The sequence below is a fragment of the Streptosporangium sp. NBC_01469 genome, assembly GCF_036227305.1.
Taxonomy (GTDB): Bacteria; Actinomycetota; Actinomycetes; order Streptosporangiales; family Streptosporangiaceae; genus Streptosporangium.
On record NZ_CP109465.1, the window covers coordinates 4921531 to 4936087 of the forward strand.

Annotated in this window: 14 protein-coding genes; 10 read left to right on the plus strand and 4 right to left on the minus strand. The window is 72.1% G+C overall.

Translation table 11 applies throughout. The annotated features are described in order from the left end of the window. The first annotated feature begins 329 nt into the window (after positions 1–329). Positions 330–1643 (plus strand): serine hydrolase domain-containing protein, encoded by a 1314-nt coding sequence (locus tag OG587_RS21965; RefSeq protein ID WP_329093166.1) that lies wholly within the window; start codon positions 330–332, stop codon positions 1641–1643. 212 nt (positions 1644–1855) lie between these two features. On the opposite strand, the gene OG587_RS21970 is transcribed toward OG587_RS21965, so the two are convergent. Then, complete coding sequence (locus OG587_RS21970; protein ID WP_329093168.1) at positions 1856–4183, minus strand: transglycosylase domain-containing protein; 2328 nt, start codon at positions 4181–4183, stop codon at positions 1856–1858. Positions 4184–4235: 52 nt separating this feature from the next. Further along, positions 4236–5552: a UDP-N-acetylglucosamine 1-carboxyvinyltransferase gene (murA, locus tag OG587_RS21975; RefSeq protein WP_329093170.1), complete on the minus strand. Its 1317-nt coding sequence runs from the start codon at positions 5550–5552 to the stop codon at positions 4236–4238. A 107-nt stretch (positions 5553–5659) separates the two neighbouring features. Here murA and OG587_RS21980 point away from each other — a divergent pair, with 107 nt between their 5' ends. Beyond that, positions 5660–6211, plus strand: a complete 552-nt coding sequence (locus OG587_RS21980) for a hypothetical protein (protein ID WP_329093172.1) — start codon at positions 5660–5662, stop codon at positions 6209–6211. A gap of 131 nt (positions 6212–6342) precedes the next feature. On the opposite strand, the gene OG587_RS21985 is transcribed toward OG587_RS21980, so the two are convergent. Both OG587_RS21985 and ybaK read right to left on the minus strand, forming a co-directional pair. Next, a complete protein-coding gene (locus OG587_RS21985; RefSeq protein ID WP_329093174.1) occupies positions 6343–7809 on the minus strand; it encodes an amidase in 1467 nt (488 codons plus the stop codon). Between the two features lie 66 nt (positions 7810–7875). Beyond that, positions 7876–8376 carry a Cys-tRNA(Pro) deacylase gene (ybaK, locus tag OG587_RS21990; protein WP_329093176.1) on the minus strand — a complete coding sequence of 167 codons (501 nt, stop codon included), beginning with the start codon at positions 8374–8376 and terminating at the stop codon, positions 7876–7878. A 99-nt stretch (positions 8377–8475) separates the two neighbouring features. Between ybaK and hisD the strand changes: the two genes are divergently transcribed. The 8 genes from hisD to hisF all read left to right on the plus strand — a co-directional run bounded on the left by hisD (position 8476) and on the right by hisF (position 14524). Then, positions 8476–9783 carry a histidinol dehydrogenase gene (gene hisD / locus OG587_RS21995; protein ID WP_329093177.1) on the plus strand — a complete coding sequence of 436 codons (1308 nt, stop codon included), beginning with the start codon at positions 8476–8478 and terminating at the stop codon, positions 9781–9783. A gap of 274 nt (positions 9784–10057) precedes the next feature. Further along, on the plus strand, positions 10058–11128 hold the full coding sequence (locus OG587_RS22000) for a histidinol-phosphate transaminase (protein ID WP_329093179.1): 1071 nt from the start codon (positions 10058–10060) through the stop codon (positions 11126–11128). Then, on the plus strand, positions 11125–11745 hold the full coding sequence (gene hisB, locus OG587_RS22005) for an imidazoleglycerol-phosphate dehydratase HisB (protein ID WP_329093181.1): 621 nt from the start codon (positions 11125–11127) through the stop codon (positions 11743–11745). Before OG587_RS22000 ends, hisB begins: the two co-directional genes overlap by 4 nt. 31 nt (positions 11746–11776) lie before the next feature. Next, complete coding sequence (locus OG587_RS22010; protein WP_329093183.1) at positions 11777–11932, plus strand: hypothetical protein; 156 nt, start codon at positions 11777–11779, stop codon at positions 11930–11932. Beyond that, entirely contained in the window at positions 11929–12564 is a 636-nt protein-coding gene (hisH, locus tag OG587_RS22015; RefSeq protein ID WP_329093948.1) for an imidazole glycerol phosphate synthase subunit HisH, read from the plus strand. Before OG587_RS22010 ends, hisH begins: the two co-directional genes overlap by 4 nt. 109 nt (positions 12565–12673) lie before the next feature. Beyond that, complete coding sequence (locus OG587_RS22020; RefSeq protein ID WP_329093185.1) at positions 12674–13015, plus strand: hypothetical protein; 342 nt, start codon at positions 12674–12676, stop codon at positions 13013–13015. Between the two features lie 4 nt (positions 13016–13019). Then, positions 13020–13742: a bifunctional 1-(5-phosphoribosyl)-5-((5-phosphoribosylamino)methylideneamino)imidazole-4-carboxamide isomerase/phosphoribosylanthranilate isomerase PriA gene (gene priA / locus OG587_RS22025; protein WP_329093186.1), complete on the plus strand. Its 723-nt coding sequence runs from the start codon at positions 13020–13022 to the stop codon at positions 13740–13742. Between the two features lie 11 nt (positions 13743–13753). Beyond that, positions 13754–14524 (plus strand): imidazole glycerol phosphate synthase subunit HisF, encoded by a 771-nt coding sequence (hisF, locus tag OG587_RS22030; RefSeq protein WP_329093188.1) that lies wholly within the window; start codon positions 13754–13756, stop codon positions 14522–14524. Positions 14525–14557: the final 33 nt, after the last annotated feature.

The following is a 14557-nucleotide window of genomic DNA, read 5'->3' on the forward strand; positions in this document are numbered from 1 at the left end:
CCGGCCTGTGACAGATCCCGCGAAAAATTTTGGGGGCCTGCGTCGTCGCGGCGGCCCTTCCCGTCCTGTGGCTCTGCGAGATCATCCTGGCCCAGCTCGGCGGGGGGGGCTGATCGCCGGCGCCTACTGGCTCGTCGTGGGCCGCCTGCTCACCTCCGGCACCCTGGAAGGCGCCGCCCCGGCCAGGCCATGACATTTTCCATCGAGGTGCGTACCGGAGGTCATCCTGACGGATTAGGAAGAAGTCGTCCGCGCAGCGGAGGGAGGAATCGGTGAGAATTGCGATGATCGTTATGTCGTACATTCCGGATCTGAGGAGCTGACAGCCGATGACTCTCGCGCGACTTCCCCACCGTGGACGGGCGATCGCCGGCCTCGGGTTGAGCGCGATACTCGTGACATGGGCCGTCGCGCCTCCCGCGTCCGCCGAGCCGGTCCCCGGGCCCTCGGCGTCGGCAGGCAAGGAGGCCGGTCAGGCGGCCGGGCTCGACAGGGAGGCACTCCGGCGGAGCCTCGACGCGATCCACGAGGCCGGCATGTACGGCACCTACTCCGCCGTCCGGGACGGCGGGTCGAAGTGGCTCGGGGCGGCGGGGGTCGCCGACGTGCGGACCCGGCGGCCCGTCCAGTCCGGGATGGTCCACCGGGTGGGCAGCATCACCAAGACCTTCACGGCCGTGGCGATCCTCCAGCAGGTCGAGCGGGGCCGCGTCGAGCTGGACGCTCCCGTCGCCCGATACCTCCCCGGCCTCCTGCCGGGCGAACTCGGCCAGAAGATCACGGTCCGGATGCTGCTCAACCACACCAGCGGCATCGGCGACTACGTCGCGGGCGCCTTCCCCTCCCTCGTCCAGGCGTCCCCGCAGAGCCTCGACGAGCACCGGTTCCGCAGGATCCGCCCGTCGGAGCTGGTGAGATTCGGGCTGGAGGCGCCGCGCACGGGCGAGCCGGGGCAGGTGTGGTCGTACTCCAACACCAACTACGTGATCGCCGGCCTGCTCCTGGAGAAGGTGACCGGTACCGGCGCGGAGGCGTACATCACCCGCCACGTGATCCACCGGGCCGGGCTGCGCGACACGTCCTTCCCGCGCACGCCGGTCATCCCCGGGCCGCACTCCAAGGCGTACGAGGCGCTGTACGGCTACATCGACCCGCCGCGCGACTACAGCGTCTACGACATGTCGTGGGCGGGTACGGCGGGCGCCGTCGTCGCGACGATGGAGGACCTCAACCGGTTCTACCGGGAACTGCTGGGCGGCAGGCTCCTCGCCCCGGCGCAGCTCGCCCAGATGCGGACGACGGTGCCGGTCACCGACGCCCAGGGCAACGTCGTGATGAACTACGGTCTCGGCATCTACGCCCAGGACCTGCCCTGCGGCCGGTTCTGGGGCCACGACGGCGGCGTGTTCGGCATGGGCACGATCTCCCTGTCCGGCGAGGACGGCCGCCGCCAGCTCTCCCTGGGGTTCAACCTCATGAAGTACCAGCAGCTCGACGCGAACGGTTACCCGCAGCCGCACGCGATCGACTACGCGATGGGAGGTTACTTCATGCAGGCGCTGTGCGGCCCGTCTGCGGCGGCGGCGAAGGGCTCCCGGCCTCCGGTGCTCCTGCCGACCCAGCAGGTGCTGGTCAAGCGCTGACCCGCCGGTCGACCGGTTCAGGTGGCGGCGTGCGGGTGCATGTCCGCTGAATCGGGCACCGGGTCGTCGGGCAGGTGCTGACTCACCGGTCAAGCGCCGGTCCGCCGGTCGCCGACCGCCCGTCCCGGGAGCGCCAGGGTGGGTGGTCAGCGGTGGCGGGGGTGGTGAAGGGCTTCCAGCCTTCGGAGGCTCACCCGCTGAATCGGCACCGGTCAGCGGTAGCGGGGGCGGTCGCGCCACTGGGGGGCGCGGTAGCGGCGGTGCGGGCCGTTGTCGCGGTAGCGCCGCTCCTCCCGATATCCGCGTCCCTCCCGGTGCCTGTACTCCTCGCGGAAGCGGCGCCCGCGGTCTCCCCTGGCGCCGCGACGGCCCTCGCCTTCGGCGTCCGCGGCGTCCGCGCCCTCCGCGCCCTCCTCCTCGCGCTCCCTGGCCAGGGCCTCCTTCAGGCCGGGGGTGAACCCGCCGCCGAAACGGCTCATGTCGGGGTGGTGGAAGCGGGTCTCGCGCGTACCGTCGAGGGCCGCCGACATCGACGAGACCCAGATCGGTCCCGGCAGGGAGGCGCCCTGGACCGCGCCGAAGTACTCGCCGCCGATCTCGACGTCGGTCAGCGGGTAGCGGTAGGAGCCCCGGATGTCGCCCACGCTGACCGCCGCGGCCAGGTCGGGGGTGTAGCCGGCGAACCAGGCCGACGTGTAGCCGTTGTTGGTGCCGGTCTTGCCCGCGGCCGGGCGATCGATGCTCTGGCCGGTCATGGTCCCCTTGGTGAACACCCCGGCCAGGAGGTGGTTGGCCGCGTCGGCCACGCCGCGGTCGATCGCCCGCGCGCAGCTGGGCGGGATCCGGACGCGCCTGCCGTCCCGCTCGACGATCTCGACGATGGCCATCGGGCGGCAGTAGCGGCCCCGCGCCCCGAACGCGGCGAACGCGGACGCCACGGTCACCGGGTCCATCTCGTTCACGCCGAGGGTGAAGGTCGGTACCTCCCGCAGCGGGGTGCCGTCGGCGCGGGCGATGCCCAGGGCTTTGGCGGTCGTGACGACCGGGCACAGGCCCACCCGCTGCTCCAGCATCATGTAGAAGATGTTCACCGACTTCCAGGTACCGGTGGACAGGCTCTGTGGGCCGCCCTTGCCCTCGCCGCTCGCGTTGAAGATCTCCGCGCCGGGGTCGTTGACCTTGCGGCCCCTGCAGTCGGTGAAACCGCTGTCGGGGACGAAACCGCCGGGTGTCATGAAGCCCTGGTCGAACCGCCAGCCCTGGGCCAGCGCGGTCGCCAGGGTGAACACCTTGAACGTCGATCCCGCCTGGAAGCCCTGGCCGCCGCCGTGCGCCATGTCTGCGGGCAGGTTGTAGGTGGTGCTGGGGCCGTTCCTGGCGTTGCCGGCGTTGCTGCCGTACCGCTTGCTCGCCGCCATGGCCCGGATCCGCCCGGTGCCCGGCTGGACCATGGCCTCGGCCGCGACCTCGGTGTCCTTCCTGCCGACCCGCGCGGCGATGGCGCGTTCCGCGGCCCGCTGCGCCTTCGGCGCCAGCGTGGTGCGCAGCACGATGCCGCCCCTGGCCAGGCGGCGTTCCCGCTCCGCGCGGGTGTGGCCGAAGGCCGTGTTGGTCAGCAGCTCCCGGTGCACGTAAAGACAGAAGTAGGGGTAGACGCTCCCGTCGCAGCCGCCCGGCTCGGGCTTGAGGCGGATGGCGAGCGGGCGCCTCTTGGCGGCCTCGGCCCGCGCCGGGGTGACGTACGACAGCTGGGCCATCCGGTCCAGGACGATGTCCCTGCGCTCGCGCAGCCGCTCCCGGCGCGCGGCGTCCAGCGACGGGTCGGTGGCGTACGGCGTGCGGACCGCGCCGGCCAGCGCCGCGGCCTGGGGCAGGGTCAGCCGGGAGGCCGGGACCGAGAAGAACCGCTGGGCGGCGGCCTCCACCCCGAAGGCGCCCGCGCCGAAGTAGGCGATGTTGAGATAGCGCTCCAGGATCTCGGCCTTGCTGTACTTCCGCTCCATCGCCAGCGCGTACCGCAGCTCGGTGATCTTGCGCTGGACGCTGGGCGCGCGGGCCTGGGCGCGCTCGGTGTCGGTCTCGGAGTTCTCGAGCAGGATGTTCTTCACGAGCTGCTGGGTGAGCGAGGACCCGCCCTGTCGCACCCCGCCCGCCCTGGTGTTGGTGACCAGGGCGCGCAGGGTGCCCTTGATGTCCAGGCCGGCGTGCTCGTAGAAGCGCGAGTCCTCGATCGCCACGATCGCGTCACGCATGACGGGGGCGACCTGGGCGAGCGTCACGACCGTCCGGTTCTCCGTGTAGAACTGGGCGAACCGCTTGCCGTTCTTGTCCAGCAGCACGGTGCGCTGCGGGAGCGGGTTCTCCCGGGGGCTCGGGGGCAGGTCGGTGAGGGTCCTCGTGACGTTGTTGACGGTGAGCCCGGCCGTGCCGACCAGCGGCAGCGCGGCCATCGCGGCCAGCAGCCCGCCGAACACCCCGCAGGCCGCCAGCAGGCCCAGGCACACGCCGGGACCACGTCTCACCTCTGGGCGCGATGTCACGCATAGTAACGTGCGACCAGATGATCACCTACAAACGCCCGATTGCCAATTCTTACCCGTCCTGCACCTTTTCTCGACTGATCTTCAGCCCGAGCGAGGCGAACTGCTCGAACGGCCGGTGGTAACCCCGCTCGATGTGGTGCACCCCGCGCAGGGTGGAGGTGCCCTCGGCGGCGGCGGCGGCCAGCACGGCCGAGAACCCGGCCCGGATGTCGGGCAGCGTCACGTCGGCGCCGCTCAGCCTGGACACGCCGCGCACGACCGCCGAGTGCTTGGCGTTGGTGTCGTGGTAGCGGCAGGCGGGGCCGCCGAGGCAGACGTCGAAGACCTCGATCTCGCAGCCCATCTTCTGCAGCGCGGGCACGTAGACCAGGCGGTTCTCGAACACCGTCTCGTGCAGCACCGACATGCCCTGGGCCTGCGTGAACAGCACCATCAGGGGCGTCTGCCAGTCGGTCATGAACCCCGGGTGCGTGTCGGTCTGCACCGCCGCGGCCCGCAGCCCGTGCGGCGCGGACGCCGACAGGTAGTCGTCGGTGATGTCGACCTCGGCGCCCATCCTGGCCAGGGTGGTGATCGCGGTCACCAGCCGGTCCTGCGGGCAGCCGTGCACCCGCACCTGCCCGCCGGTGATCAGCCCGGCCGCCAGGTAGGAGAACGCCTCGATGCGGTCGCCGTTGAGCCAGGTGGAGGCGCCGTGCAGGCGCTCCACGCCCTCGATCACGATGCGCCGGTCGGGGCTCAGCTCGATGCGCGCCCCCATGCGCTGCAGGAACAGGGCGAGCTCCACCACCTCGGGCTCCATCGCCGCGCCCTTCAGCACGGTCTTGCCCTCGGCCAGCACCGCGGACATCAGGATCGTCTCGGTGGCCCCGACGCTGGGGTAGGGCAGCTCGATCCGGGTGCCGCGCAGCCGCTTGGCCTTGGCGTACACCCCCGTGTCGCTCACCTCGACCTCGGCGCCCATCGCGCGCAGCGCCTCGACGTGGAAGTCGACGGGCCGGCGGCCGATCGGGTCGCCGCCGACCAGCGGCACGAACGCCTCGCCCGCCAGGTGCAGCAGCGGGCCCAGCATCAGGATCGGGATCCTGTTGAGGCCGGTGAACGCCGCCGGGACGTGCGGGTTGATCTGCTTCCCCGGGGCGACGGAGATCTCCCCGGCGCTGATCTCCACGTCGATGCCGAGTGCCCTCAGCATCTGAGCGGTGATCCCCACCTCGCCCACGTCCGGGGCGTTCTGGATCGTGCTCTCACCGGTGCCCAGCATCGCGGCGACCATGTGCTTGGAGACGCCGTTCTTGGAGCCGCGGACCTCGACGTCACCGCGCAGCGGCCCGGAGGGTTCGATCAGCCATACCTCTTCGTTCACACCGCCAGAGTAACGGGATTCGATCGAGGCCTCGGATGGCGCCGGGCCGAGAGGTATGTAACATCGGGCACATCTGCACAGAGGGTGAGGGAACCATGGTGCGCGGCGTGCGTGATTTTGTGATCACCGTGCTGGTGCTCGCGCTGATCGGGGTCGTCGCCGGGATCCTGTGGTCGCTGGCCGCGCCGCGCCCCCCGTACGTCGTGACGAACGGGGGGCCGCTGCTGGCCGATCCCTCCACCCAGGCGCTGATCGCCGCCGACGGCTGGTTCGCCGTGATCACCGGTGCGCTCGGGCTCGCCTGCGGGGCCGTCGGCTACAGCGTGTCGCGCGGGGGCCGCCCGCTGCCGGTGGTGGTGGGCCTGTCCGCGGGCGGCCTGCTCGGCGCGTACCTGGCGCTGGTGGTGGGGGAGACGGTCAATCTCGGCGCCGTGAGCGTGAGCGCCTCGGGGACGTCCGCGTCGCTGATCGCGGGGCCGCTGGCGCTGACCGCCCAGGGAGTGCTGTTCGTGTGGCCGACGCTGGCCGCCGGCCTCTTCTTCGCCCTGGAGGGCATCGCGGGCTACCGCGACTCCCCGCTGCGCCGCCCTTTCGGCGGGAACGACCCCTACGGGCCGCTGTCGTCGTACGACATCAGCGACCGGACCGGCGACCGGTAGGCCGGCCCGCGTGATCCCGGTGGCGGGTGCGGGGCCGAAAGCCGGGAGGGCGGCAGGGGTCAGAGGGGCGGCCGGTGCGAGCCGTGACCGTGTCCGGGTGTGGCGGGCGCGGGACCGGGACCCGGCCGAGGTCAGAGGGGCGGCCGGTGCGAGCCGTGGCCGGTGGCGCGCTCGAACGCGTGGGCCAGCCGCAGCACCGCCATGTCGGCGAAGGGGCGCCCGACGATCTGCACGCCCACCGGCAGCCCGCCGGAGGTGAACCCGCACGGCACCGACGCCGCAGGGGCGTGCAGCACGCTGACCCAGTAGGCCGAGCGCATCCAGGCCAGGTAGTCGGGCAGCGCCTCCCCGTTGATCTCCGAGACGTACGGGGCGTCCACCGGGAACGGCGGCACCTGGCTGACCGGCGCGATCAGGAAGTCGTAGGTGTCGAAGAAGGAGTTCATCCGCCGGTAGAGCCCGCTGCGCAGCCGCTCCGCGCGAGCCAGGTCGGCGCCGGTCACCTCGCGGCCCCGCTCGACGTTCCAGCGCACGTTCGCCCCCAGGCTCTCCTGCGGCAGGTCGCCGAAGGAGAGCGCGTAGTACCAGGCGCGGTAGATCCGGAAGGCGTCCTCGGCGGCGGACAAATCCAGGTCCACCCGCTCCACCCGCGCGCCCAGCTCCGCGAGCGCGGCCGGGGCGTCCGCGGTGACCTTGGCCGTCTCCGCGTCGACCGGCAGCCCGCCCAGGTCGGGGCTCCAGGCGATCCGCACCCCGGTCAGGTCGAGGTCCAGGGGCCCGGCGAAGGCGGAGCCGCTCTCGGTGATCGACAGGGGGGAGGCGGCGTCGAACCCCGCCACCGCGCTCATCAGCAGCGCGAGGTCCTCCGCGGTACGGGCCATCGGTCCCGGGACGCCGAGGGTGAACCAGGCCGCGACGGGTGACGGCGAGGGGATCCGACCCGGGGTGGGCCGCAGCCCCGCCACGTTGCAGAAGGAGGCCGGATTGCGCAGCGAGCCGCCCATGTCGGAGCCGTCGGCCAGCGCCACCATGCCGGTCGCCAGCGCCGCCGCGGCCCCGCCGCTGCTGCCCCCGGCCGACCTCGACAGGTCGTAGGGGTTGCGGGTGGCGCCGAAGATCTCGTTCACGGTGTGCGAGCCGGTGCCGAACTCCGGGGTGTTGGTCTTGCCGACCGTGATCGCCCCGGCCTCGCGCATCCGCCGCACGATCGGCGCGTCGGAGACGGGGACGTGGTCGGCGAAGATCGGCGAGCCGTACGTGGTGCGGATCCCCGCGGTGTCGGCCAGGTCCTTGTGCGCGACCGGCAGCCCGTGCAGCGGCCCCCGCCACCGGCCGCGGGCCAGGTCCCGGTCGGCCTCCTCGGCCTCCCGCCTGGCGCGCTCGGCCACCAGCGTGACGATCGCGTTGACCTTCGGGTTGACCTCCTCGATCCGCCGCAGGTGCGCGTCGAGCAGCTCGACCGCGCCGACCTGCCTGGTGCGCAGCAGCTCGATCATCTCGGTAGCGGTCAGGTAGTGCATCTTGCCCCCGATGTCCCCGGTCAGGTACGTCCCGTCATACCGAGTCTGACCGAACGCCGCCGCGCGCCGCGTCGGCAACCTTCGACAGGACCCGCCCGGGGGAGCGGGGTCGTCTTGTGGGACTCGCGGGACCTCGCGGGAGCCTCAGTCGGCCTTGCCGATGGGGGCGGTGACGGCCTGGGTGAGCCGTACCAGCTCCGACGGGCCGGTCTCGATCTGCAGCCCGCGCCGCCCGGCGGAGAAGTAGATCGTCGCGAAGCCGAGCGCGGAGGCGTCGACCACGGTCGGCAGGCGTTTGCGCTGCCCGAGGGGGCTGATTCCGCCGACCACGTAGCCGGTGACCCGCTCGACCTTGGCCGCGTCGGCCATCGCCGCCCGCTTGCTCCCCAGCGCCGCCGCGAACGCCTTGAGGTCGAGCTTGCCCGACACCGGCACCACCGCGACGGCCAGCCCGCTCTCCACCTCGGCCACGAGCGTTTTGAAGATCTGTCCGTACGGCACCCCGAGGGCGTCGGCCGCCTCCTCGCCGTAGGCCTGCGCGTTCGCGTCGTGCTCGTAGGGGTGCAGGGTGAAATCGACCTTGGCCTGGGTCAGGGCCACCGTCGCGGGGGTTCCCTGGCCGCCCTTGTTCTTGCTCTTACTCACAGGGAAAGCGTAGCGGCTGGTTAAAATCTACATAGTAAAGGCGTTGTCCGGATAATGGACGGGACGATATCGGGTGGCGGACCTCCGTAGACTGAACGGGTGATTTCGCGTACCGACCTGCGAGGGCCCCTTCCGGGGGACCTCCGCGACGTGCTGCCCCGTGCCGACCTCGACGTCGAAGCCGCCCTGGAGAAGGTGCGGCCCATCTGCGAGGACGTGCGTCATCGCGGGGTCGCCGCCGTGCGGGAGCTGACCGCCAGGTTCGACGGTGTCGAGCTGGAGTCCACCCGCGTGCCCGCCGAGGCGGTCACCGGGGCGCTGGAGGGGCTCGACCCGAAGGTCAGGGCGGCGCTGGAGGAGTCGATCCGCCGCGCCCGCCTCGTCCACCGCGACCAGCGGCGCGCCGACGTCACCACCCAGGTCGTGCCCGGCGGCACCGTCACCGAGCGCTGGGTGCCCGTCGACCGCGTGGGGCTGTACGTCCCCGGCGGCCGGGCGGTCTACCCCTCCAGCGTGGTCATGAACGTCGTTCCCGCCCAGGAGGCGGGGGTGCCCTCCCTGGCGGTCTCCTCGCCCGCGCAGCGCGAGTTCGGCGGGCTGCCGCACCCGGCCATCCTGGCGGCGTGCGCGCTGCTCGGCGTGGACGAGGTCTACGCGGTCGGCGGCGCCCAGGCGGTGGCGATGTTCGCGTACGGCACCGAGGAGTGCCCGCCGGTCACCATGGTCACCGGCCCCGGCAACATCTGGGTGGCCGCCGCCAAGCGCCTGCTCAAGGGCCGCATCGGCATCGACTCCGAGGCCGGCCCCACCGAGATCGCGATCCTCGCCGACTCCACGGCCGACCCGGTGCACGTCGCCGCCGACCTGATCAGCCAGGCCGAGCACGACACGATCGCCGCCGCCGTGCTCGTCACCGACTCGGTGGAGCTGGCCGAGGCCGTCGAGCGGGAGCTGCCCCGTCAGGTCGCCGCGACCAAGCACGCCGAGCGGATCACCGAGGCCCTGTCGGGGCGCCAGTCGGGCATCCTGCTGGTCGACGACATGGAGGCCGGGCTGCGCGTCGTCGACGCGTACGCCGCGGAGCACCTGGAGATCCACGCCGCGGGGGCGCACGCGCTGGCCGCCCGGGTGCGCAACGCCGGAGCGATCTTCGTCGGCTCCTACGCGCCGGTCTCGCTCGGCGACTACATGGCCGGTTCCAACCACGTGCTGCCCACCGGCGGCTGTGCCTGCCACTCCTCGGGGCTGTCGGTGCAGACGTTCCTGCGCGGTGTCCACGTCGTCGACTACAGCCGCGAGGCCCTCGCCGGTGCCGCCGCCCACGTGTGCGTGCTGGCCGACACCGAGGACCTCCCGGCGCATGGCGCGGCGATCCGCGCCCGTTTCGGCTGGGAGGTGCCTTCATGAGGACCTCCCGGCCCGTGCTCATCGGGCGCGCGGCGATCCGCGCCCGTTTCGACTGGGAGGTGCCTTCATGAGGACCTCCCGGCCCGTGCTCATCGGGCGCGCGGCGATCCGCGCCCGTTTCGACTGGGAGGTGCCTTCATGAGGACCTCCCGGCCCGTGCTCATCGGGCGCGCGGCGATCCGCGCCCGTTTCGACTGGGAGGTGCCCTCGTGAGGGCCTTCCCGCCTGTGCTCGTCGGGGATGTTCGTTCCCGGTTCGACTGGGGGACTTCGTCGTGAAGCTTGAAGATCTGCCGATCCGCGACGACCTTCGGGGGCGCACGCCGTACGGTGCTCCCCAGATCGACGTCCCGGTCAGGCTCAACACCAACGAGAACCCCTACGGGCCCTCCGCGTCCCTCGTCGCCGACCTGGCCGAGGCCGTACGCGCCCAGGCGGCCGAGCTCAATCGCTACCCCGACCGCGACGCGCTCGCCCTGCGCGGGGAGCTGGCCGCGTATCTGGGGCACGGCCTGGCCGTGGAGCAGGTCTGGGCCGCCAACGGCTCCAACGAGGTGCTCCAGCAGATCCTGCAGGCCTTCGGCGGCCCCGGTCGGGTCGCGATGGGTTTCGAGCCCTCCTACTCGATGCACCCGATCATCACGACCGGTGCCTCGACCGAGTGGATCTCCGGGGCGCGTGAGGACGACTTCGGGATCGACCCGGACAAGGCCGTCGCCGCGATCGAGGAGCACCGGCCCGACGTCGTCTTCCTGACGTCGCCCAACAACCCGACCGGCACCGCCCTGGATCCGGCGGTGATCGCCAGGATCGTCGAGGCTGCGCCGGGCATGGTGGTGGTGGACGAGGCCTACTTCGAGTTCGCCCGCACCGGTACCCCGTCGGCGCTGACCCTGTTGCCGGACAATCCCCGGCTGATCGTCACGCGGACGATGTCCAAGGCGTTCGCCATGGCCGGGACCCGGCTGGGATACCTGGCCGCCCACCCGGCGGTGATCGAGGCGCTGCTGCTGGTCCGGCTGCCGTACCACCTGTCCACGCTCACCCAGACGGCGGCGCGGGTCGCGCTCGCCCACGGCGCGGAGTTGCTCGGCGCGGTCGACGCGCTGCGGGCCGAGCGGGACGCCACGGTGGAGTGGCTGCGCGGCCGGGGGCTGGCGGTCGCCGACTCGGACGCCAACTTCGTGCTGTTCGGGCTCTTCGAGGACCGGCACGCGGTGTGGCGGGGCCTGCTGGATCGCGGGGTGCTGATCCGCGAGGTGGGGCCGCCCGGGTGGCTGAGAGTTTCGATCGGTACCCCTGAGGAGATGGCGGCGTTCCGCGCCGCCCTGGAGGAGATCCTGTGAGCAGCATCACTGGCGGCGAGACGGCACCGCGTCGCGGTCGCGTCGAGCGTGTCACCAAGGAGACCTCGGTGCTGGTCGAGGTCGACCTCGACGGCACCGGGAACGTCGAGGTGTCCACCGGTGTCGGGTTCTTCGACCACATGCTGAACCAGCTCGGCAAGCACGGGCTGTTCGACCTGACCGTGAAGACCGAGGGCGACCTGCACATCGACGCCCACCACACGATCGAGGACACCTCGCTCGCGCTGGGGGCGGCGTTCCGCGAGGCTCTGGGTGACAAGTCGGGCCTGCGGAGGTTCGGTAACGCGTCCTGCCCGCTGGACGAGTCGCTCGCGGAGGTCACGGTCGACCTGTCGGGGCGCCCCTACCTGGTGCACAGCGAGCCCGAGGGCATGGCTCCCATGATCGGCGCGGAGTACGACACGACGATGACCAGGCACATCCTGGAGTCGTTCGTCGCCCAGGCCGCGATCTGCCTGCACGTGCGCGTCCCGTACGGCCGCAACGCCCACCACATCGTGGAGGCGCAGTTCAAGGCCCTGGCCAGGGCGCTGCGGGCGGCCTCGGAGCGCGACCCGCGCGCCACCGGGGTGCCCAGCACGAAGGGCGTGCTGTGACAGCTTCTCGCGCAGGGAGGGGGACGCGCCGGTGAGCGGCAACTGGGCGGCCGTCGCGATGGCCTTCGTGGCCCTCTTCCTCGTCGGCGGGATTGTCTCATTCCTCAAACAGGGTCTGAGGAAGGGCGCGGTGCTGCTCGCCGTCCTCGCGGCCCTGTCGACCACGGCGGCGGTGCTCTGGTGGTGAAGAAGAAGGTGGCCGTTCTCGACTACGGCTCGGGCAACCTCCGTTCCGCGGAGCGCGCGCTGGCCCGGGTCGGCGCGGACGTCACGGTGACCGGCGACTACGAGACGGCGATGGAGGCCGACGGCCTCGTCGTGCCGGGGGTGGGGGCGTTCGCCGCGTGCATGACGGGGCTGCGCGCCGTGCGGGGTGAGCGGATCATCGGCCGGCGCCTGTCGGCGGGGCGGCCGGTCCTCGGCATCTGCGTCGGCATGCAGATTCTTTTCGAGACGGGCGTCGAGCACGGCGTCACGACCGAGGGCTGCGGGGAGTGGCCGGGCACGGTGGAGCGGCTGGAGGCTCCGGTGCTGCCCCACATGGGCTGGAACACGGTCAAGGCGCCCGCCGGGACCGCGCTGTTCGCCGGGCTCGACGCCGACACGCGCTTCTACTTCGTGCACTCGTACGGCGTGCGCTCCTGGGAGCTCCAGGCGGGGCCGGGTTTCACCGACCCGCTGGTCACCTGGTCCGAGCACGGGGTGCCGTTCGTCGCGGCGGTGGAGAACGGCCCGCTGGCGGCCACCCAGTTCCACCCGGAGAAGTCGGGCGACGCCGGTGCGCAGCTGCTCACGAACTGGCTCGGGACCGTCACGTGATCTCGCGGGTCCCGGGTGGGTTTCCGGCCGAGGTTCCCGGCCGGGTTTCCGGTGGGGTCCTCCGCCGGGTCCTCGTCCGGGTTTCCGGTGAGCGTCCGGTGAGTTCTCGATGAGCAGGGAGCGGGCCAGGCGCAGGGCCGAACGGGAGGCCGAGCAGGCCCGTCAGGCGGCTCTGCGCGCCGAGCGGGAGGCGCGGCTGGCGCGGCGGCGCGAGCGGGTCGGCAGGATGGTCGCGCTGCTGCCGGGCAGGCCCGTGCGCATCGTGTCCCAGGGTGGCATCATGGCCCGCCGCCGCCGGGCGCAGAACGGTGTCGCGGTGGTGCTGTTCCTGATCGTCCAGGTGCTCGTCTGGCTGCTGTGGTCCTCGTGGGCCGCCCGGTTCGGGGCGTTGGTCATCTCTCTGCTGTTCGTACCGCTTTTCATCACCCTTGTTTTCGACCGGAGGTCCTGAACAGATGTCGCTTGAGCTGCTCCCCGCCGTGGACGTCGCCGACGGTCAGGCGGTCCGCCTGGTCCAGGGCGCGGCCGGCACCGAGACGTCGTACGGCGATCCCCTGTCCGCGGCGCTCGCCTGGCAGGAGGCCGGTGCGGAGTGGATCCATCTGGTCGACCTCGACGCGGCCTTCGGCCGGGGCAGCAACCGCGAGCTGCTCGCCACCGTGGTCGGCGCGCTCGACGTCAACGTGGAGATGTCCGGCGGCATCCGCGACGACGCCTCCCTGGAGCTCGCGCTGGCCACCGGCTGCCGCCGGGTGAACATCGGCACCGCGGCGCTGGAGAACCCCGCCTGGTGCTCCAAGATCATCGCTGAGTACGGTGACCGGATCGCGATCGGGCTGGACGTGCGGGGGACGACCTTGGCCGCCCGTGGCTGGACCCAGGAGGGCGGCGACCTGTGGGAGGTCCTCGCCCGCCTGGAGGGCGACGGTTGCCCCCGCTACGTCGTCACCGACGTCACCAAGGACGGCACGCTGCGCGGCCCCAACCTCGACCTGCTCCGCGAGGTCTGCTCCCGCACCGACAAGCCGGTGGTCGCCAGCGGCGGCGTCTCGTCCCTGGACGACCTGCGCGCCCTGGCCTCGCTGGTCCCGATCGGCGTCGAGGGGGCCATCGTGGGCAAGGCGCTGTACGCGCAGGCCTTCACCCTCGAGGACGCCCTCGCCGCCGTGAGTTCGTGAGGGGGCCGCAGATGACTGTCGCGGTACGAGTGATTCCCTGTCTGGACGTGGACGCCGGGCGGGTGGTCAAGGGCGTCAACTTCGAGAACCTCCGCGACGCGGGCGACCCGGTCGAGCTGGCCCGCCGCTACGACGCGGAGGGGGCCGACGAGCTGACGTTCCTGGACATCACGGCCTCCAGCTCCGACCGGTCGACGATGTACGACGTGGTCCGCCGGACGGCCGAGCAGGTGTTCATCCCGCTGACCGTGGGCGGGGGGGTGCGCTCGGTCGAGGACGTCGACAGGCTGCTGCGGGCCGGCGCCGACAAGGTGGGCCTGAACACGGCGGCGATCGCCCGGCCGGAGCTGCTGACCGAGGCGTCCCGGCGGTACGGGGCGCAGTGCGTCGTGCTCTCGGTGGACGCCCGCCGGGTCGTCGACGGCCCGCCGACGCCGTCCGGTTTCGAGGTGACCACGCACGGCGGTCGCCGGGGCACCGGCATCGACGCGGTGGAGTGGGCTCGGCGGGGTGAGGAGCTCGGGGTCGGTGAGATCCTGCTCAACTCCATGGACGGTGACGGCACCCGTGACGGCTACGACCTGGAGATGATCCGGGCCGTACGGGCCGCGGTGTCGGTTCCGGTCATCGCCAGCGGCGGGGCCGGTTCCGTCGGGGACTTCCCTCCCGCGGTCGAGGCGGGGGCGGACGCGGTGCTGGCGGCGTCGGTGTTCCACTTCGGGCAGCTCAAGATCGGTGATGTCAAGGACGCGCTGCGGGGGGCGGGGTATCCGGTCCGCTGACGTCGTCTCTGTTCGTCGTCGTGCGCCGTCGTT